Annotated in this window: 8 protein-coding genes; 1 reads left to right on the forward strand and 7 read right to left on the reverse strand. The window is 59.1% G+C overall.

Translation table 11 applies throughout. The annotated features are described in order from the left end of the window. Positions 1-244: 244 nt before the first annotated feature. The 4 genes from ACS4RS_RS03545 to ACS4RS_RS03560 all read right to left on the reverse strand — a co-directional run bounded on the left by ACS4RS_RS03545 (position 245) and on the right by ACS4RS_RS03560 (position 13269). A complete protein-coding gene (locus ACS4RS_RS03545; RefSeq protein ID WP_449313879.1) occupies positions 245-5353 on the reverse strand; it encodes a RecQ family ATP-dependent DNA helicase in 5109 nt (1702 codons plus the stop codon). Between the two features lie 838 nt (positions 5354-6191). Next, positions 6192-7508 carry an McrC family protein gene (locus ACS4RS_RS03550; protein WP_439008689.1) on the reverse strand — a complete coding sequence of 439 codons (1317 nt, stop codon included), beginning with the start codon at positions 7506-7508 and terminating at the stop codon, positions 6192-6194. Beyond that, positions 7508-9985 carry an AAA family ATPase gene (locus ACS4RS_RS03555; RefSeq protein ID WP_449313880.1) on the reverse strand — a complete coding sequence of 826 codons (2478 nt, stop codon included), beginning with the start codon at positions 9983-9985 and terminating at the stop codon, positions 7508-7510. Before ACS4RS_RS03555 ends, ACS4RS_RS03550 begins: the two co-directional genes overlap by 1 nt. Continuing rightward, positions 9982-13269, reverse strand: coding sequence for a TM0106 family RecB-like putative nuclease (locus ACS4RS_RS03560; protein ID WP_449313989.1), 3288 nt, complete (start codon positions 13267-13269; stop codon positions 9982-9984). The genes ACS4RS_RS03555 and ACS4RS_RS03560 overlap by 4 nt, the downstream gene beginning before the upstream one ends. 512 nt (positions 13270-13781) lie before the next feature. On the opposite strand from ACS4RS_RS03560, the gene ACS4RS_RS03565 reads away from it, so the two are divergent. After that, a complete protein-coding gene (locus ACS4RS_RS03565) occupies positions 13782-14756 on the forward strand; it encodes a WYL domain-containing protein (RefSeq protein WP_439008686.1) in 975 nt (324 codons plus the stop codon). Between the two features lie 264 nt (positions 14757-15020). Here ACS4RS_RS03565 and ACS4RS_RS03570 read toward each other — a convergent pair whose 3' ends face one another. The 3 genes from ACS4RS_RS03570 to ACS4RS_RS03580 all read right to left on the reverse strand — a co-directional run bounded on the left by ACS4RS_RS03570 (position 15021) and on the right by ACS4RS_RS03580 (position 21648). Continuing rightward, a complete protein-coding gene (locus tag ACS4RS_RS03570; protein ID WP_439008685.1) occupies positions 15021-15719 on the reverse strand; it encodes a hypothetical protein in 699 nt (232 codons plus the stop codon). 1025 nt (positions 15720-16744) lie between these two features. After that, a complete protein-coding gene (locus ACS4RS_RS03575; RefSeq protein ID WP_449313881.1) occupies positions 16745-19372 on the reverse strand; it encodes a hypothetical protein in 2628 nt (875 codons plus the stop codon). An 8-nt stretch (positions 19373-19380) separates the two neighbouring features. After that, a complete protein-coding gene (locus ACS4RS_RS03580; protein WP_439011762.1) occupies positions 19381-21648 on the reverse strand; it encodes an McrB family protein in 2268 nt (755 codons plus the stop codon). Positions 21649-21744 lie beyond the last annotated feature (96 nt).

Below are 21744 nucleotides of genomic sequence, written 5' to 3' on the forward strand. Positions count from 1 at the left end.
AGCCAAGCCTATTTGAATCATGCAAGATTCCGAGCCTCCAGACAAGCCATGTTTGGGTCCATTCCCTCACTTCAATGGCTGTCAGTCTACCCCAGAAAAAGCGGCGCCGGGAAGCAGACGTTTAGTCTGTAACCGCAGGGGTCTCAAACGGGCCCAAACCTGATCTTTTGTCATTGTCCACGAGCTGTGCGATGTCGCCACATCGCACAATGTCAAAATACTGAGGTTCGTGACGAGCAAGCTATCAGCCGAACACAAGCTCCGGCACAACCACTTCCCAAACATCTCGGTGAAGGTGCACCCGGAACTCTTCTTGATTGTCGGCCTTGCGCCAGCACACGATGGCGCCGACCTCCCCGCGGAGGAAGTTGAGTCCTTCGGGAGGTGACCAACTTTTGGCCATGCGTCCGAGAATTTGTCCCCGAGCGTCCTGCATCTTCCAGGTGGGGCCGTCGCGCACGATCTGAATCGGATCTCCTACTTTTGCCGTCGAGATTGCGACAAGCGAGGGATGATCCGGCTTGAGACGCCCGGCCCACGACAGGTCTACGGTCTTGAGGTTAGGCACTTGGTATAGCGCAGCCGGAAAATCGGCGGCATTAGAGACGGTGGACGCGGCGCGGCGCAGCAGATGCTCTTCGCCGTGTGGGACGAACGGATGCTGTCCTTCGGCAATCATGGCAAGGCTACGTCGCGCTCTGGTCATGGCGACATAGAAAAGGCGGCGCGGCGCATCGGGATCCTCGCCCTTAGAAGGGTTGTCCCAGCCACCGTTCAGGATGACGACGTCGTCGAATTCCAGGCCTTTCGATCGATGCGCCGTCAGAAGAAGCAGTGCGCGCTGATCGCTGCGCGCATCATGGGCCCACTCAGCGAACCACTCGACGAGGTCAGGCACAGGCATGGTTTTGTTCGCAAGCTCTTTGGCCAGCGCGGCGATGCCTTCACCGATCAGGTCCGTCCAGCGATTGGACGGTATCGCGTTCAACACGCCCACCAGTTCACGGACGCCCAGCAGACGTGCAGTATCGCGACGCAGGACATCGATGAACTGCTGCATTTCGCGCAGACGCCAGATGCTGGGCAGGCTCTCATTTGCCATCTCCACCGGAATGCCCAGCGTTTCGGCATAAGCGCGCACCGGAGCCAACCGCCGCCAGTCGCGAGCTATGACCGCCGCGCGCGACCAGCTCCACTCCGGATCGAGGCGTGATAGTCGGACGAGTTCATCAACCGCGGTCATTGCTTGTGACGCATCCCCGAGTGGGCAGTCCAAAACCTGCACCCGCCCGCGCGCCACAGGATCGAGCGCCGCCATCTCTCCGCCCGCCGGCTCCTTGCTGCGCCCGCGATCGATTGCAATGTCGTGGCCGGCTTTCATGCGGCCTGCGGCTGGCGCAATGACTGCATTGGCGGCTGCAATGATATGCCCGGTCGAGCGATAGTTCTCGATCAGGTACACCGGTCTTGCATTATAGTCTGCCTCGAACTGGCGGATGAAGCGGATGGATGCGCCAGCAAAGGCATAGATGTTCTGATCGTCGTCGCCCACGGCAAACAGGCTGAGCCGAAGCTCCTTATCGTCCAGCGAGCGGCCTGCGACGGCGGAGATCAACGCATACTCCTCAGGGCCAATGTCTTGATACTCGTCCACCAGAATCCAGCGATAGCCCTGAATCAGCGTATCACGTTGTGCTTCTGCCTCTGGTTTGCTCAGTCCTTCCCCGTTCAACTGGCGCACTGCTTCCATAACGATCCCGTCGAAGTCGTGGGACGTCTCGCTCGCAGTTCCGGCAAAACTCGCGCCCACCAGTCGCATCGCGAGGGCGTGACAAGTGGATATGGTCACGGCAGCCGCGTCATCGCCGATCAGGTGCCGCAGCCGGATGCGTATCTCGGCGGCGGCATGGCGATTGTAGGTCAGCACGAGTATGCCCCGCGGGTCCTCGCGGCGGACACGGATTAGGTAGGCGATGCGGTGCACCAGAACGCGCGTCTTGCCCGAACCCGGCCCTGCCAGAACCAGAACGCTTGTCTGTTCGCGGTCGTCAGCGACGATCTCCTGCTGGGCTGGATTCCTCAGCGCCTCAACGATCGCCTTCCAGGAACTGCCGGTGGTTTGACGTCGGATCTCACCACCCCTCCCTGGCATCCAACGCCGCAGAAAGGCGTCACGCTCCAGCACGAAGTAATCCTCCGACAGCCGCAGCGCCTGATCCATCGCAGCAAGGCCCCTCTCGGCATAGCTCGCCATCACATGGGTCTGGATCGTCTGCTCAGCGTAGTGTTCCTCTAGGGGCGTGAAATCTTTCACTGTGAACTGGCCGCCCGCGGAGTTCAAATGGACCGTCATTGCCTGCCGGAAAATCGTCAGGCCTTTGCCCAGCGTTACTACCTCCTGCTCGTGCAGCCACAGAAGTGCGCGCTCCATCAGTTTTGTCATGTCCTGAATGCCGCTGCCGCGCAGCAGCGCGTCTCCTGTCAGAGTGGCGAGCAAATCACCCATCGTGGTTTCGACCTGGATGTCCTTGCCGCGGCTGCCCTTTGGCAACCTGCCCAGAAGGTGCTGTAGCAACAGTTCCGCCCCCTGCTGCCGCAGGTTTGCTGTCTGTTCCAACGCCTGCCAAGACCGTTGCAGCGTGACCATCAACGTGTTGCGCGAAGCCTTTCGCAGCAGCAGATTTCCCTTACCACCATCCTGATCGCGCCCGTCGCGGCCCATGCTACGCAAGAGCTTCTCCACGATGTCGGGCCGCACTGCGCTGTGCCCCTGATTGCGGAGCGCCTGACAGGTTTCGGCCAGATGCAAGGGAATGTCTCCGGCACCTTCAGCATCCGGGGCGGCCTCACGCATCAGGGCGATCTGCGCCGTTTCAAGCCGTGCGGCCTGCGCCAGACGCTGCTGCGAATGACCGTCCACTGCGACATGGACAAAGATCGTGACCACGACGTCGTTGCGGGCGATCCCGAGCGCCTCGAGATCGGCCAGCGCCTTGTTCAGCATACCCCCTGTCAATCCGCTGATCCCGGCCAGCTCGTCGGTGGAAATGCCCTGATCGGGCGGCGCGTTCATTAAGTGGCGCGTGATATCCAGAAGCTGCTTGCGACGGGTGCCGGTGATCGCGGCTCTGGCCAGGATCGCCTCGGCTTCTTCCAGGTTGCGGATCCTGAGCGATGAGGGGAATACCTGAACCTTGTTCTCCTCGCGGCTCAGCAGCGTGGCCTCCTCCAGCCATGACACCGCGGTCTTCACCCTGGTGTCGTCGGTGTTGGTGTCGCGCTCGAATTCCTGATCGCGTTCAGCTCGCACGACTTCGCCCGAGGTGGCGACGACCGTGCCGGTCTTTTTCGACCGCTCGTCAAGTCGCCGTAGGGCCTTGAGGATCGCGCCGATTTCGTGCCGGGCCAGACGCGACCGGGCAGAAAGCGAGAACTGGCGTTCAACGTCTTCCTCAGTGAAGAGAAGCACGCAATTGGCATGGGCACGGTCGCGGCCCGCTCGCCCCGCTTCCTGCAGATAGTTCTCCAGTGATCCGGGAATATCGCCATGGACCACCAGTCGGATATCGGGCTTGTCAATCCCCATGCCGAAGGCGTTGGTCGCAGCAATAATTCGCAGTTCGCCGATGCGAAATCGTTCCTGAATGTCACGCTTCTCCTCGGACGTCAGCCCGGCATGGAACCGTTCCGCTGACAGCCCCTGCTGCTTGAGGAACTCGGCGACGCGCTGTGTCTCGCTGCGGGTGGCGCAATAGACCACGGCACCCGAAGCGCCCTCCTGTGGTAGCTTGGTCTCGATCACATCGAGGATGTCCGCCAGCTTGGTGCCACGCTGCGTCGGCCGGACCTCGAAGCTGAGATTGGTGCGCACTGCGCCACCGTCCAGCAGCAAAAGGTCGCGTCCAAGCCGTGATTTGAAATGCTCTCGGATGTCCCGCACCACTTCTGGCTTGGCGGTGGCGGTTAGGCAGAGCACCTGGGCAGGCGCTTCATCGCCCGAAGATTCCTTGATGAACCGGCTGACATAGCGGTAGTCAGGTCGGAAATCGTGTCCCCATTTCGACACACAATGCGCTTCGTCCAGCACCCAGAGCCCGATCTCACGCTGTGCCAGAACCGATCGTACCGAGTTGCTGCGCAATTGCTCAGGTGAGATCAGCAGCATTGCGGCCTCTCCCATGCGGACACGGTCCAGTGCATCCTGCCGCTCGGGCATCGAAAGCATGCCATTGACGGTCACAGCAGAGGATATCCCTGCCCGCGCCATACCCTGCACCTGATCAGCCATCAACGCGACCAGCGGCGAGATCACCACTGTCAGCGCTCCGGTCTTGTCGAACTTCGACAGGGCGGGGATCTGATAACAGACCGATTTGCCGGTGCCGGTCGGCAGAATGCCGAGGACGCTCGACCCGCGCATCGTCTCATCGACGATCCGCTCCTGCAAGGGGCGGCCCATATCATCCACGGGCTCCGCGCGGAAGGCGTCGAACCCGAACCAGCGCGACAGCGCTCGCACCGGATCATTCTTCTCGCTGCACCATGCGCAATCCGGGCTTCTGCAATTGGCGTCGCGTAGGTGCCGCACGATCAGTGCGGCCTCGCGGAACTGCGCCCGTACCCAGGGCGGCATGACGGAATCCCCGCCCGCGACCAGGATCCAGGACAAAGCATAGGCCATCGGCCAACCGAGCTGAGGATTAGAAAGGCGGTTCAGCGTCTGCTCGAGCCGCCTCTCGCAGGCGCGCCGCGCCAGAAGCCGGGACATCGCTTCTTGTGCCGCAAGAGGATCGGGCGCGGGAGCTCCGCGAACCTCCCGAAACACCGCGTCGAACCCACCTGAATTCTCCATCCTCGTAGCAAGGAAATGAAAGGCTGCAACGGCATCGGGCTGGTCGGCGTTCTGCTGCGTCAAAGCCGCCAGTTGATTGCGCAGTACCTGAAACACCAGTCGCGCATCCAGTTCAGGATCGTTGACATGGCCCGCTTGCAGGCGCCCGTCATGGTAGTGCTTCACCAGGTGGTGGTAGGGATTGCGCGGAAATGCGAGGGGATTGAGCCATAAAGTATCTATCGGTGATCGAAGAACATTCTCCAACCCAGGCCGCACCGCGAACAGATGAGGCAAGTCATGCCGAAGTATGTTGTGGCCGAGCAGGTGCACACCCTTGGTTGCTTCTGCTTCCAGGCGGTCGAGGGCTATCACGAGATTGCGGTTTTTTGCCAAGATCGGGGGACGAGCATCATCGCGCACCGCTGCAAAAGCAAAGATGCTTGCCGTTGCAGGATCAACTTCTAGGTCGATCGAAACGCAACGATGCAGAAGGAGTTGGAAAGTGTCAGCCATATGCATCAAGTTTTCATTCACGTGATGAAACGATTAGCGATCATGGTCGTGCGTTTGGCGAAAGGTCAACGTTCAACTTGTGCTACACAAGAACTTTGCCGGATCGCCACCTATGATGCGACCTGTGCGCTGCGGCCTAGGGCACACAGTGCTTGATGCCAAAAGGCACGCTCGGGGCTAAGGGCTCTGAAGGCTGGCTCGCAACCGCACGGTTGAATGGGAATCCGCTTTTGGTCCGGCAAGCGGATGGTTCAAGGCGTGCGTTTGAAGGCCCGAAACTGTCGGGCGCTTTATGGCCCCCTGACCACAAGCTTGAGGTCCGCAAGCGGAAATTATTGCCGCTCGCTCCGTCCTGTTGACTGATGCCCAAAGCCAGGGCACAAAGGTGGCATCCACGGTCGCTCGCGGCGGGAAAATATAGGGAATTCAAAGGCGATTTCGCTAAGTCATTGAAGTCATGTGAGAATCCAAGGTCCCCAGGCAAGCCATTTTTGGGCCTATTCCCTCCGTTCAATAGCTGTCATTCCCCGCCGGAAAAAGTGACGTCTTTGCAGCTACTTGGCGTGGCTTCGGGTCAGAAACCATGTGACGTCCTCCAGATCGCGAGGATGGCTGGGACTCTTTGGCTGGGGACCCTGTTCGACTGCCTCCGACAAGCGCTGACCAATGACAGTGTCGGCGCCGTGAGCGGACCGGCAACTTTGAGAAGAGAGAAGAGAGAAGAGAGGGGGAAGGTACACATAAGAACGCGTTCCAATCACGCTCTTGAGCTCGAATCTTGCACGGTGGGGGGACAGGCCCGATATCCAACCCTCAGCGAATCGGCCCTGCCCAACTGCTTTTTTCAGCGAAGAACCAGATTTTCCTGCATAACGGTTGAAAAGAACTTGTCCCTCAGGCGTGCCGCAAGATCCTTCCCGTTGGCCACGTCGACGCTGGCGGTCTCGACTACCGTCTCCTGACCCGTGATCCGGAACTGCGCCTGGACACCCTCATTGGCGCCAAGCCCATCGTGATGGGGATAGAGCAGAGTCAGCTTGGGTGACTTGTAGAGATGAGCGTACGCCATCATCTGGTAAACATCACCCTGAGAAACACCCAGCTTGGGATCATCAATCCGCGCGGATATCCGTTTCCATTTCGTGTCGATCACGTGGGCTACCTGTCCAGCCCGCCAGATCAGGATGTCGGGCTTGGTTTGAAACAAGGCGCGATCGTTCTCAACAGAGGTGAGGCAGAAGAGCCGCCCACCCTGCAACGTGACGCGGAACTCAGTTCCGGCGAGAGCGCGCGTGACCAGTCGTCCGACATACTCCTCAAAAAGGGCGTTCATCTCGAATAGGAGTGCACTCCCTTGCCCCGAGCCACTGCTCGTCGTCTGGTATTGACTACGCAAGAACAGTTTTGCGATGCCGAACAGTTCCTGCCACGCGCGGTTTGTCCGGTCGATGATGACCTCTCGCCAATTCAGGGCTGGCACCGGAACATCTGAGATATCGGCATAAACGAAGGCCAATTCGCGAAGGCGCTGCTGATTGGCCGCACTCCGCGACATCCTTAACACATGCGCCACGGCTGCCTTCATGATTTGGTTGAGCGCGATGTCTTGCGATAAGTCATCGAAGCGACAAGCAAGGCGTCCGGGGTTCGAGGCATGACGAGTAAATTGACGCGGCACATCGAGCGTGCCGCGCAGCGCTGAAAGATCGTCCTCATGACCGAGATAGCGACGAGGCATGCCGCGGCGGATCGCTTCGGTCAGCTTGTCACAGAATATCCGGATCAGGATCTCAAGAAGCGTGTCGCGCTGCCAGTCGAGGTCTGTAATCCGCCCCATTTCGAGCTTCAGATCCAATGCGACCGCGAGCATATGCACAAGACGCTTGCGGATCGCAGCGTTCTGCCGCTCCGTCCCTTCTGCTTGCATAACGTCGATCTTTGGGAGGATTTCAAGGCTGCAACCCTGCGCAGCAATCACACCCACGACACCGCGGGCCCGTAGCTCGTGCCGCCGATCCTCCAGCACACCACCGCCGCCCCGGCCGGCAAAAGGCGAAGTCTTGGTCAGCGCAACCAGCCGACTAGCAAGATGTACTGGAATGGAGCCCTCCCCGTCGCCATGGGGCAGCGTATCCCACTCCCGCACAGTGTAGGACGGCATCAGACTTCAAAGTCCGAGAAATCGAACTGGTCTTTAACGCGCCAGCGTAGCTTTTCACCGGAGAAGTCGTCTTCGGCAATGCTCGCAGGAGCGGCAAGTCGCCGTGCTTCCAGAAACCGCGCCTGGCCTTGCCCGGTGTCGCCCAGGACGGTGGCAACTTTGGACCAGTCCTCGTAGAAATACTCCGCCAGGAGTGGGATTAGTTTGTGGCGCATCACCTCCTCGACATCGCCACGTGTTGCGCAGCCGGTAAAATAGGCGTGGCCAATCTGATGCTCCCGATCGAAGAGAAACTCGACCCGGTCGTTGATCGTGGTCAGGAGCTTCCGCAGATCAATCCCGCCCATATTTGTGGGAAGGACCAACGGGTTCGGCATCAGCTCACGGAACGTGAACCGGCGGCGCAATGCTGTATCGAGAAGGGCAATGGACCGGTCGGCCGTGTTCATGGTGCCGATGATGTGGAGGTTCGCTGGAACCGCGAAGGGTTTCTTCGAATACGGCAACATGAGGCGGATCTCGTTCGGCATACCCAACCGCTTGTCGGGCTCCAAAAGCGTGATCAACTCGCCGAAGACCTTCGAGATGTTTGCTCGGTTGATCTCATCGATGATCAAGACATGATCCCGTGCCGACTGACTTGCACGAGGTGTCTCATCACCGAAAACAATTGCTTCCAGTGCGTCCCAATCCACCAGTGACTGATTTAGCTTGTAAACTGAATGGCGTCTAAAAGCTCTTGCATAAAAGCGGCTTCGTTCTGTTCCGGCGTCTTCTCGCCAAAGCCACTCTACATGGCGGCGGTGCGGGTGGAATGCTGCATCGGGGTCGTAGAAGTATTCACCAGTGACCCTGCCAAACGCCTGCATTCGATCACGTCCATCAGAGACCACGACATAGTCACCAACCTGGATGTCCGCCCTGAAAGAGAAGGTGATTACGATGTTTCCATCGTGGCCGGTCGCGTCGGGATCCTTCTTTGCTCTCCATTCAGAATGTATTTCATTGAAGTCGTCGAAACGTTCGTCCGACCAGTCAATGTCACCGCCCCAGCCCACATGGATGAGGTTGTTGTCTAGGCCAAACCGAATCCGGTGGCGGTCCTGCTCAATTTGCCGATTCCCGAGTGCAACCTTGAACACGCGTGCAGAGCGGTCAAGCCTGCGCGGGGATCCCTCAGAAACTTGATCGAGCCGTGCGCGCTCGCTGATCTGCTTGAACACGCCGTCATGGGATTTCAAACGAAAACCGGTGCTGACTTCAACATCCTCGGGCCCCTCGCCGGCTTCATCGCCGGTGCTTGGCCGAAGGCCTTCGACAAATTCCTCGTAAGACATGGACTGGTGGAAGGTTACGAACTCGATCCTTCCCTCACTGACCAAACGCCGATACTCGACCATCAGCGCGTCACGCTTCTCGCCCCCCTGAAGCGCCGCTGCTACCTGTTCCCCAAGACAAAGCCGGACGGCCTCCCATGCGGTGCGGTAGGTCTTGCCTGTGCCAGGTGGTCCATAGAGGATCAAGTTGGTTGCTGAACGCGTTGGCGTTCTCGTTTCTTCTGTCACGGTGGGCGCCTTCGCTTGTGATGCGAGCTTATAGGTGAAAATGGTCGAGCTGCTGGGGTTCGGCCCACTATGCGTTGGCGGTGGCACTTGGGCCAACTGCTGAAACTTCTCGCCGCCGAGCGCTTGGCAGATGTTTGGAAAGGCGTCTTGCAGTCCTATGGCTGCGGCAAGATCGCCAGCCCGTACAGAGACCTCGAGCGCACCTTTCTCACGAGCTGGTTCGATGAAGTAATTCAGCGCACATAGACGAATGCGATCCGCATCGCGTATGAGGTGGTCGTGGCGTTCAGGCGGAAGAACAGGCTTGTCATCCGCGTCCACAATAATGAACCCCGAGTTATGTAGCCGCGCTGCCGCATCTGATTGTTCCCAGCCTCCATTCAGTTGGGTCTTCTTTAAGAGAAATCCGACAATGGGTTTTGTTGGGTAGAGATGATTCTCGCGATCACGCGTGGAGCGCACCCAATAATCTCGCGGCTCACCAAAAACGCCGAAGATTTCCGCATGGGCACCGCGGTTCCGAAATGCTTCGAATGCATCGAAAGCAGCTTCTATGGCAGCGCGTGAGAAATGACTTGGCTGCTCGTTAGTGCCGCCCTCCGGCGGAATTCCTAATTCCCGAGCGATCTCTGGATCGAGCTCGTACCGAACGAGTTTTTGAGCCCCAAACGTGAGGTAGTTGACTGAGCCACCCGAGAACGCCTGGCAGCGAGCCGCAAGGCCATCGATCAACATCGCGCGCGCTACTTCCAGCCAATGTTCTGTGTGAATCGCTTCGTCGGCCCGGTTGCTGGCGCCCTTCGGCTTTATTTTGAAGATTGATCTTCCTGTTCCACCATCCCGTACGGGTCGATACGGCAGCCCTTCGCGATCGTAAAAAACGAGCCGTCGATCTGGGGTGAGCAGGGTCATGCAAGGGTCTCCAAAGCACACAGGGTATTCACCAGCCGCATCTGCTCGACTGAATTACACTTCGCCTCGCGGAGCCTCGGGGCGCCGAAAACGAGAGCCAGCCCTTTCGCACGCGACACAGCCACGTTGATCCGGTTCAACGAAAACAGGAACTCCATGCCGCGCGATGTCTCCTCCGCCGATGAAGCGGTCATCGATACGAGGCAGACCGGCGCTTCCTGTCCTTGGAACTTGTCCACCGTGCCGACGCGGATGGCGTCGGGTAACGCATCCCGCAGTGCGTTGACCTGCGCGTTGTAAGGTGCAACGACGATGATGTCGCTCGCCCTTATCGGGCGCGTGGTGCCCTCCTTTTCGGTCCAAGTACCGTCCAGCAGGTCGACAACGGCCGCATTGATGGCAGCGACCTCTTCGGCCGCGACCTGGGCGTTTCCCTCATGCGGCACGGGCACCCAGAACGCCCCGGCCTCCGGGAACCGGGTGCCGCGCACGGCCTGACGCGCGGTGTCGGGGTGGCTTTCCAGCCGCCCTTCGTAAACCTGGTCCGAGATGAAGCGGCAGACCGACGGGTGCATGCGCCGCGACACAGGCAGGAAAACGCCTCGATCGAGCGGCACGGTCGCATGCTCGCCCAGCATCCAGTCGAGGCATGACAGGTTTGCAGGTTCCGGATGCGCGCCCTGGACGACTTGCGGCAATTGGCGCGGGTCGCCCACCAGCACGATGTTTCGCGCGGCCCGGCCCATGGCAACCATGTTGGCCAGACCCACCTGTCCGGCTTCGTCCACGAAGAGCCAATCGAATGCCTGCACATTCTCGTCGCGGGAAAAGAACCAGGCGGTCGCGCCGACGACATCCAAGCCGTTCGTCGCTTCGTCATTGTTGGTGGTGCGGCGGATCGGGCAATGGTCAGGATAGCCGTCCTCCTCGCCGCCGGTCTTGTGAACCAGATCCAGCGTGTTCGGCAGATCCTCATTCTCCAGCGCGCTTAGGCAGCCCATCAGCACGTTGCGGATCGCCTCGTGGCTGTTCGAGGTGACACCCACGCGCGCGCCCTTGCGCACAAGAGACAATATCGTCCTGGCAATGACATAGGTTTTGCCGGTGCCGGGCGGCCCTTGGATAGGCAGGACGGTTTCATCCATGGCGCCCACGGCTGCGATGGTGCCCGCGACAGGATCGGCCACTGGCAAAAGCGAAGCTGTCGTCAGGCGGGGCGGCGCACAGGACAGGAGGTCATCGACCGCCCGATAAGCTCGCGGCCCGCATTGATCGGCGATCACGTCCCGCAATGCGCCAGGTATGGGCTTGGAGTCCAGCGGCCAATCCGGGTGCAGGTTCAGCCGGTGGCCCAGCAGATAGTCCTTCCCTAGCCCAGCCTTGACGGTGATCTGCCGTGCCCTGCGGTCCATGTCCTCGATGGTGACCGAAACGGGCGGGCCATTGAAGACGGACAGCGTAGCCTTCTTTCCACGCCGCAGCTTGGTTTCCTGTTGCGGGAAACGATAGCTGCGGACGAAGGACCGCTTAACCGCCCGGACCGGGCCTACGGCCTCCAGCCCCGCCAACGCCTCCAAATCGTCGATCAATTCATCCTCTTCCTTGGACGCCGAGTCGAATACCGCCCACTGTGCAGGCTTCGCCTCGCGCTTGTGGAAGAGGCCAAGGTTGAACAGCATCGCCTGCCGGTCCTCGGCCAGGGCCGACGCAGCCAGCATGGCGCGCAGCGCCTGCGCGTCAAGATCTTCTTCTATCTCTTTTGCGCCCGCGTCCTCGGCAGGGTGCGGCCAGGGACCGGCAGGCCGAATCCCTACCAGCCAGTCGCGCAGTTCCTCTGTCGAAATGCAGTCGATGCGATTGTATTCCTCTATCTCATCGAGGATCTGCTGCTCGCCTGTCTCGCGCCAACGCTCATAGGCGACAACAGACCCACCAGCCGTCTTGACCTCGCCCTCGCGCTTGCGCTCATAGAAAGCCTCCATCGATTTGATGGAGTAGTTTCTCTCGGACCCGATCAGCCCTCCGCGCACCACAGCGAACAGGTCGACAAAGCGCCGTTCTCGTAGCAAACGGTCGAGGAACGCCTCCCCGATCCCGTATTTTGTGGTCAAGCGGCGCAGCGCCGTGATTTCATAAGCTGCGTAGTGGTAGATGCGCGCTTGCGGGTATCTCTCTAGCCGCGCGTGGAAGCAGGCGAGAAGCTCCTCCAGCGCCTTCGCCTCGGCCGCATGGTCATGCGCCCAAAATGCACGGAATTGCCCGTCGCACCAGACGCCATGCAAGTATTCGAGGCCGCCCTCGTAGTGTGGATCGCCCTCGATGTCGTAGAACAGATCACCCGGCTGTGGTTCGGGCAGCAGGTCAAATCCTTTTCCAGGCTGGGGCGCACGAAGTTCGTAGGCCGGTCCGCCGACCTTACGGGCGTGCTGTAACCGCGCCTGCGTTACCAGACGTAGCCGCGTGCCTTCGGCCACGCCGCGCACAGGTTGAGCGAGGTCTGCGAGCGCCGCCATCGTCGTGATTCCAACGGCCTCTAGCTTTTTGACTTGAACACGGTTGATGTTTGCGACGTTAAACAGGCTGTCCTCTGCCTCCCAAACGCCTTCACAATGAATGGCCCAGCGGCAAAGGCCACAATCTGCGGCAGGGGCCGGGCGCGTTCGAAATGGGTTGTCCACAAAGTCTTCCAAGCGCGTGCGCGCTGCGCGAGCATAGTCGGCATATTGCGATAGCGGCAACGTGGCTCGCTTTCCATCGCCGAGTTCCACATGAGCAAAGCGGGGCTGCACCCCCTGGATCTCGGCCAGAAGATCAGAATAAAGGACGAGTTGCAGGACATGCTTAGGATGCGCTCGGCGCTTTAGTTTGGTGTCAGCAACTTCATAACTGAAGGAGCCCAGTGCCGAAGGGCGATCGACCCGCATCAGAAAGTCCGACCAGCCACCCCAGTTGCCGGTCAAAAATGCTCCTTGAAAAACCACATCAGCACCCGATCTCAAGGCGGCTTGAGTTGCCTTGGCGTTGTCTGCCAAGTCTCCGCGAGGGATCTCGATCACGCTGCGGCCTGACGCCTTCAGAAGTTCCAGGTGAGTTGCTTCATGAAGATCACCTTGCTTCTGCAGGAGCGCCGCGTCCTCGCCATCTTCAGCCGGCTCAGGACCATCGCCTCGCAGGTGCATAATGTCGAGCATGGTCGCATGGGCACATCCCATGAACCGCATTAGATCGGTTGCCGAAAATAGTAGTCTACCCCCAAAATTCCGCATAGGCTCCCGCAAAAGCATCCAGCGCAACCCGAAGCAGAATCGCCACCTCGATTGCAGCTTCGCCAACATTCGTCATGGATGTCAATGGGCATTGGACGCGGTGAAATGAACAAGCGCCTTGCCCGTTGAGTCTCTTAACCTTTGTTGTCAGCCCAGTGATTGTCATTCCTCAAAATCCTGAGGCTCTGCGGCGAAATCAGAGACGCTCTCTTCCCCTTGGCTACCATCCATAATGAATACCCCTTGCCGATGAGTTCAGCGGCCTCATCGAGCGAGCGCACGTAGACGGAGTTCTTAGCGTGATGCTTTTCGTTGCCGTGAGCCGGATTTCCCAGTCGATAACCTCTCGCCGTAACTTCCGGCTCTTCCGTTCTTCCTTCGCGGGGAGATACTCGCTCGATCTTCGATACGCGTCCGTTAATTACTTTCTCCTCTCTGTCAGGCTGGCAGCGCCTGGACAGCTCGACAACCTACCAACAACTGTTAGCATCGGTGGGTGACAAAACCTGACACCCAAGTAGAGGACTAACATGGCGTTCGCGAAGGCACAGGATCTCATTCGTCTTGCTCGCCTGGCTGCGGCCGGCCGACGAGGCATTAGCCTTGAAGAGATTTCTGCGGAGTTCGGCGTCTCTCACCGAACTGCCCAGCGGATGACGGAGGCGCTAGACCAAGCCTTCGGCAATGTCTTGGTTGAGGAGGCTGAAGACCGTAAGCGTAGTTGGCGTCTGGCAGATCCAATGCTCGATCGGATGCAGCTACGGCATGAATCGGCGGTGGAGGCTCTTGAGATTGCAGCAAGGGCAGCAAAGGCTGAAGGTCGGCTACGCCATACACGCGCACTTCTCGACGTCCGTGAGGGGATGCTGGCAAAAGTACCCAAGCGGGCACGGGTGGAGGCGGATGCGGAAGCCGTGCTTGCTGCCATGGGTCAGGTGACGCGGCCCGGCCCTCGGGTCACTGTTTCTGCGGACATTCTTGATGCCATCATCGAAGCCCTGCGTGGTCCCTTTCGACTGAGTGTGCGCTACCACCGGGATAAAGAAAAACGCATCCTTGAACCGCATGGGGTCCTGCTCGGCCATCGCACGTATCTTGCTGCACGCGACCCAAACAAAGCAGATGAGATACGCAACTTCCGGATCGACCTCATCCACGAAGCGGAGACCATCAACGAGAGCTTTGCAATGAAGGAAGGCTTCACAATCTCAGATTATGCCGCGCAGGCTTTTGGCGTATGGCAGGATCCAGAGCAATACGGGGAAGTGATCTGGCGCTTTGTCCCTGATGCGGCGGAGCGCGCCGCAGGCTTCCAGTTTCATCCGAGGCAGGTGCAGGAACATGAAGAAGACGGCAGCTTAATCGTTCGTTTTCACGCTGCAGGCTGGTTGGAAATGGCATGGCACCTGTATCAATGGGGAGATAGAGTGGAAGTCCTTGCGCCAGAGGCGTTGCGAAAGATGGTTGAACACTACCGACGTCCTGACTTCGCAGCTATGCCATAGGTCCAGAGCCTTAGATCTGGAAGATCTCTAGCCAATCCTCTGTCTCCGGAGGCCCTTGATGACGCATGGCGCAGGCGATTGCTTCGGCAGCGTGCGGGGCTCGGGTGGAGTGACGCATGCGGCGTCAAGGCGTTGAAGATTGTCATTCATCAGCGCCCTTGGAGATGTACCGCTGGGCCACTGACACAGTCGCGTCAAAAAAGGCTACAAGGGCTGTTTTCGGGCGGAGGCAACAACGGATTCTACAACAAACTAAGCGCGCCCCTAAGGGACTTCGCGTTCTTCAGCGCTGATAAAACCTGGGCCGAGAGTAGGCAATACCGGTCCACTAGGCCTGCCATTTACCGTCACCACCGTTACACCATGGCGATGAAGCTTAGCCTCGTGTTCGCCGAACGACTTGATTTTAGCCAGATAGGCGCTGTCCTCAATACGTGGGAGGCCATCCGCGCGGACGGGACAGTACCCTGCGACGACTATGCCGGGCGGCAGGACGACGGCCGTTTTCTGCCCGCTAGCGGCGAGTTCGCGCCATGCATCCATGGCGGGCCCCTGTTTGCCCGATAGTTCCGCAAGACCAAGCAGAAGTTGCGCCGCTTCGACATAAGCGTCGCGCACTTGCGAAAGGCGAAAAGGTCGGCTCATCCAGCGTTGATAACGGCGAAGTTGCCAGATCACGCGCGGCCCCTCGTAGTACCGATTGTCTGGCCGTTCCTTATAGGACGCACGGGCTCGCAACTCGGTGTTTACTGCGCACTTCGCTTCCCAAAAGGCTACCTCGCCGCCTTGGGCAACGACCATGTCCATGCGCGGAGCGGTTCGATCCTCCCCCACTGCATCTTGATCCGCAGGCAAGCCCATCTCAAGGTCGATTGCACCAGGAGTGACCGCAACCAAATCATCGACGAAACGCTTCTCGTCCCCAGCATACGTCTCGGCTGTGGAAATCCAGCTATCGATCAAGTCGGGACCAGCCGTGGCCAACTCGCTAGCGTCGACAACCTTGTAGCATTGACCACTAGCATCGATTTGCGAACTGCCATTCTGGATTGCTGACCTATATTTGCTGTGGAGCCTAAGGCGGGGCGACCCTTCGACCAGCCTCATGTCCCCGACTGATTGACCCTTAACATAGAGGTTCAGGTAGCCATTCCGGAGCGCTAGGCGCAGGCCATAAGCGCCAGCGTCCTCCCCTGGTAGAACCCATCGGTCGAGAAGGTCGGCAATCCCACGATTCCCTCGATGACGAGATAGGAGCCCGACGGCGAACGCACGTTTGAAATGATCCATGGTTTGTCTTGTAAACACTACGGCTGCTTGTAGGAAGCGTGATGGTTTCACGAACAACCGCGACGTCGGCGCAAGGCGCCAGGCGCTTAATGGCCGCCCCGCCGCAAACTTGAGGTCCGAAAGCGGAAATTATTGCCGCTCGACCGTCCTGTTGACTGGGACGAAAAACCAGGGCACAAACGTAGCATCCATGGTCGCTCGCGATGGGAAAACAAAAGGAATTCCAAGGCTTCTCCGCTAAGCCGTTGAAATCTTGTGAGAATCCGGGATCCTCAGGCAAGCCACTTTTGGGACCTATTCCTCTTTCAGTAGTTTCCATTCCCCACCAGAAAAAGGTGGCGTCTTTTCAACTATTTGGCGCAATTTTGGGTCAAGTTGCGGGTGACGTTCTCCAGATCCCGGGGGTCTGTGGGGTTCTGTATAAAGACGGCTGGGGACCCTGGCCGACTGCCTCAAACCAGCAGTGACCCATGCCCGGTTTGGGCCATCAAGAGAATGGCCGGTTGAAGCAGTTGGAGTCAAATAGCTGCCATCAAATGGCGGCCAAATTTTCTGGAAAATAGGGTTATCAATCCGGCTGCGGCTGTACAGCACGCCAATGCGGCTTCCTATCATTCGAGACCGAATATCAATCAGCGGATATCCGATAAAACCTGAAGTAATTTGACTGGCTCACAACAATGATTTCCCACCGGCAGTCAAAAGCCCGAGCCGCATTCGTAACAGACCACGTTGGAGATCTGATCGGCGACGGTCAGATGGTAGGTCATCTGCAGGCCGTTCTTGTGCAATAATGCCCCACAGCCAAAACAGCGCGTCTGTATAGTGCCGGTGCCGCACCGGCTACACCTGTAGTGCCATTTCCGGTTTCCTCTTTCGGTCCGGTCTGGCTTGACGTCCACTGGCTCGTGCGCCTCTCCGCAGGCAATACAGAAACTAGAATTCGACCGGCAAATTTCGGTAGAATTGCCCCAGCGCGCGAGATTCCCGGCGCCGTTCCCTTCCGGCACTTCTCCGACCTCTGGCTCCGGAAACACGTGCTGAAGCTCAAGAGCGATCAGGCGTCGCAGATTGGTCAGTGACGCCGCGCCGGATATGGGGCCCGCGGCAAGTTGAATACTGCCGTGAGCGTGTCCCTTGGGGTGTTCCTGCCCATAATCGCAATCTCGGCCCCAGCCGAGTGGAGAGCTCCGGTGTGCAATAGCGGCCTTCGCAGGCTGAAGGATAAAGACGCGGTCGCCGTCTTGGCCGTACTTCTTCGTATCGACCAGCACCCTCAACATCGAAGGAAGCTCATCTGGCTTCCACCGAGTACGAAACTTGGCGTCCATCACTAGACCAGACTGCGGCCGTGTCACATTTCGAAAAATGGACTGGCGACGCCTCCAGCCCGATTCATCAGCATCGCTCTTCGAAACCGAGGCGCGCCCGACGGTGAAGCGCAAGCGAAAGTCGGGGCGACGCCCATTAGCCAGTACGGGCTCAGTATCGAGGCGGGCGGTCATGCTCGGATGAATCCGAGTGAAACTCAGTGAAAACCCGGCGGCATTTGGCTGTCCTGCTTGCGAAATGGACGTGACCAGATGCTGCACCCAGCCCCCTTGGGGCTCGAAGCCGAAATCCTGCATCAGGATGCCTATGATCTTGATCAGGCACCAGCGTTCGTAGAGCGCACTGGCATGTAACGTGTTGATGCGCCCCAACCTGTCGAGTGCATCTCCGCTGAGGCCTGTGCGCTTTACCAATTCAGAGACCCTATGATGGGCACCCAGTGCCGCAGCGTAGATAGGCGCCTGAAAAAAGCGCATACCCAGCGGGAATTTCGAACTGGAAATGACCCTGAGATGCTCCCACGCGGCGCCCTGCTGATCGAGTGAATTTGCGACGACGTTCAGTTCAGACGAGACGATCGCACTGCCTTCAACGCGGTCTGCAAAATGGCTGGCGCGTGTAAGTGCCGCGTTCGCTTCGAGGCGATATTCTTCACGCTCCTTGCGGCCTATCAGCCGGTGCCATCCATCTCGTTCATATTGGGACCGCGCGGTCTCGCGACGAACAAGTACTGGCGAACGGGGCAGCGCATTTGATATGTGCGTGAAGGTCGCTCGGCGGCCTAGCTTGCCATTAGCTGTCCGGAAGGTGGTGATGACCGCGTTCCCCGTCACGTCCAGACAGATATCCTTGTCGAAGCGGGATGCGGCAATCACCAATTCATGGAGATCGTCGGGGAGCCGCGCCACACTGAAATCAATGCCCTCGCGCTCGTCATAACGCTCATCGCGATCAGGATTCCGATAAAAAAACTCCTTGGGAGCGCCTCTGTCTACCTTGAATTCCTTACCGACGGTAAACCGGTATAGCCGCTCGCCTTGCCCTGGGGCGACCGAGGAACCGGACCAGGTAGCTATGGCATCGAGGCGCTCACGAATGTCAGAAAGCTGGTTGTCGAAAATCTCGGGATCGACCTCTACCCTCTCCACGGCCAGCAAATCGGCTGCTCGCGATTTCTCGCGCGCTACTCTGGCAGCAAGATGGGCCTGATGGTGGCCGGACGAACGGGCGAGGGATCGTGCAAGGCGGCGGCCGTGATCGACAAGGCCGCGGAGATAGCGGTTCTCCGGAATGTCGGCGCTTTCCTGCACCGTTCGGCCCGGATAGCTTCGAGCCCCTGGCCGACGCATTACGGCGCGGAAAGTCTCCGAATTGGGACGGATCCGTGCCGTTGGTACCGCGCCGGTCACTTCGCGGATTTCGCGGGCCGGATGCTCGAGAACGCGGCTCGCGGCGTCATTGAACCCTTTGAGGGCCTCCAGAAGATCACGACTGTTGTCCGATCCCACCTCGCCCAGTGCGCCGGTCGGGCGCCCTATCGCAAGCCAGACGAGCTCATCTCTGAAATCGTCGAGATATTCCTGGGCATGCGCACGATCGAGCTCCAATGCCACGGCGTCGAGGATGAGCTTCTGGCTAGAGCCAAGCTCGACTGAAAACGAACCGAACGAGCGATGCATTTCCGAGACATGCTTGTTGCCGGCCTTGCTCCAGCCTGTGTCAGGGATCCACCACGTTTGGTCATTACCGTCAGACACTTGCAGCCACGGCAAGCGTTCATTCTCGGCGTTGATCGTGCACGGCTCGACACCAACCAGAGCACCCGACAACTGGAGGCCAACCCACGGGGCGAAGTCCCGGAAGATCGATACTTCGGCATGAAGCGTACCATCTGGCGCGACCTCGATCTCGATGGGATAGGTCGACACCTCCACTCGGCGTGTAACGCCCGGAGCCTGCCATTCAATATCGAGATAGTGCGCCAGAACCCCCATGGAACGGTTTAGCGCAGCCAGTAGTTAACGATGCCGTTGTTGCCCTCGGCCAATTTGATCATGCGCTCCAGATCCGCAACGCTGCTTGTGTCTGGATCGAGTCCCGCATGTTCAAATCGCTTGCTCAATTCGGCGCTCAAATTCATCAGGAGTTCGCGTCGCGACCGCCCATTGCCGGCGGGGCGCGCCGAATCAAACGCGATCTTCGGCAGAATCTTGTGTTTGACCACATTGTCCAACGCCTCATCTGTGCTGATCCCGGCAGCAGTGGCGGCGTCGATGTATCCTCGGGATTGGCGCACGGCGCGCAGTCCGAATTCCACCCCTAGCGGGTCGAGATACTGCCGCGCGATCCTCAAGAGGAAGGCCACATTTATGTCGCCGCGATCGAAAGAAGGATAGTCGGTGCGCTGCCCGAGTTCGTGTGGCATCATTCGCAAGGAGGCCGTCACAGAGGCCAGCGTTGACGCGACATCCCGGATTTCTCGCTCGATTGCGTCCCAATCGGCCAGCATGGGATTCCGAAAACGCAGTACCTGCACCCGGTCGAGCACCTTGGGTGAAAGCTGGTGCGTCGTGTCGTCCATGTTCACAGCGCCGAGGATCCACACGTTCTCTGGAAGAGTAAGCGAGGTGGGCATGCGAAGCTGGGCCGCCAGCGAGCGTCGTAGGCGGGTATGATGCACCAGCACGGACTCGTTGTCCGCCAGACCTCCGAGACGATGAAGTTCTGCGTTGGCTTGGTCGTTACGGAGAATCTCCTCCAGCGTTGCAGTATCAGGAAGTCCCGTGCGGCGGCGCGCCTCAGCGTCCACGGCTAGGAAGATCCCTTGCTCCACGACGACGTGACGTTCCTCGTCGGCCGTGTACAGGTGGATCTCGGGTGACGTGGAGCGACTCTCAAGCAAGCTAAGGAAATCGGCGAAGTAGTGCTCTACCCGTGCCAGATTCATCTCGTCCAGGCAGATGAAATGCGGCACGTGAGGACTGCGAGATGCGGCCTGGAGAGCGAGAAGGAAAGGCGTGGCCTGATAGCTTCGCTCGATCGGATTATAGTAGCCGAGCAGGTCCTCGGGACCAGTCCAATTGGGCTTGACCGGAATTACCGTGCAGACACCTCCGATCGCTGCCGCGGCCGCACGCACCAGGCTCGTCTTGCCAGAACCGGAGTCTCCCGCCAGCACAATGAGGTCGCGAGTGCGCAACAACGCAAGGAAGTCGCGAAGCTGGGCCTGAGAATAAAGCAGGCCGGCTTCAGCCAGCCTGCTTTGGAGCAATGGCGCGAGGCGGGCATAATCATTGGCAAGGGCGTCAGTGAAACCTACGCCAGATCGCTCGTCTTCCGGGCTCGTCATCTGGGGCATGAGCGCAGCAACGTCTTCGGCATCGGCCAGTCCCAGGGCAACGAGCCGATTGCCCTTCTCGGTGAGCAGATCCGTCAGCCGGCGATAGTTGATTTCCATAAGCTGCTTCTCCTGCTCCACGGTGCTTTTGTAGGCGGCAAACCGCTCTTGCTCGATGCCAAGCTGGACTTGCAGATCTGCGGCACTGCGTTCAGCTTCGTCGCGGCGTTGGCGATGCTTGGCGAGGTCCGCCTCAATCTTGGCCCTGGCCGCACGAGCATCATCCTGTGCCTGGCGTCGATCCGCATCCAGCCTGCTTAGCGTCTCAACGTTGTCCGCATGCCGACGGCCTAGTTCCTCGTCCTCTTGCAGGACAACCTTGCGGACGTGGTTCTCGATCTCATGCCGCGCCAAGGCAGAGATTCGTCTCACGGCTTCAGAGCCGGATACTGCGACCTGCCATTCGGCCGGAAGGTCGGCCAGAGGCCGCATTGTGCCCGAGCGTACGTTGAGGAGCCATGGATTTCGGCGCTTTCGGCGTTCAGTAAGAGATGAAAGCTCAAGTTCGGCGACGGCCCATTGTTTGCCTGCCTCAGCGTCACGCAGACCTATCACTTTACGGGACGGGCCCGGCGGGATGAATGCGGCAGATGGTTCAGGGTCGTCGCGACCTTGCACGCCTGGAAGTGTCGGGTATAGAAGACCTGCGCCACTTTCCGGATGCTCGATGTCTTCGAGAAACCACAGTTCGCGCCCATCCGTCAGGGACTTGCCCCGTACCCGGCCAACGACCCAGATGGGACCCGATCGGTTCAGCCCCCAAGAACTGCGCAGCTCATGAAGGAGGTCATCAGGCGCGCGGGTGAGAGCCAGTTCAAGTGAACCTGGGATGTCACCGCCAGCAGCGCCGGCCTTTCGTGCGGCAGTTTCCATGGCCAAGAACTTAACAACTTTTCTAAATGCGGCAGCTCGACTTGGTAAATCAGACGTCATCGGCATAAAATCAATTAAGTGTGAAGATGTCGTCAA

This window comes from Rhizobium sp. F40D2 (assembly GCF_051810745.2).
In the GTDB taxonomy this organism is placed as follows: Bacteria; Pseudomonadota; Alphaproteobacteria; order Rhizobiales; family Rhizobiaceae; genus Rhizobium.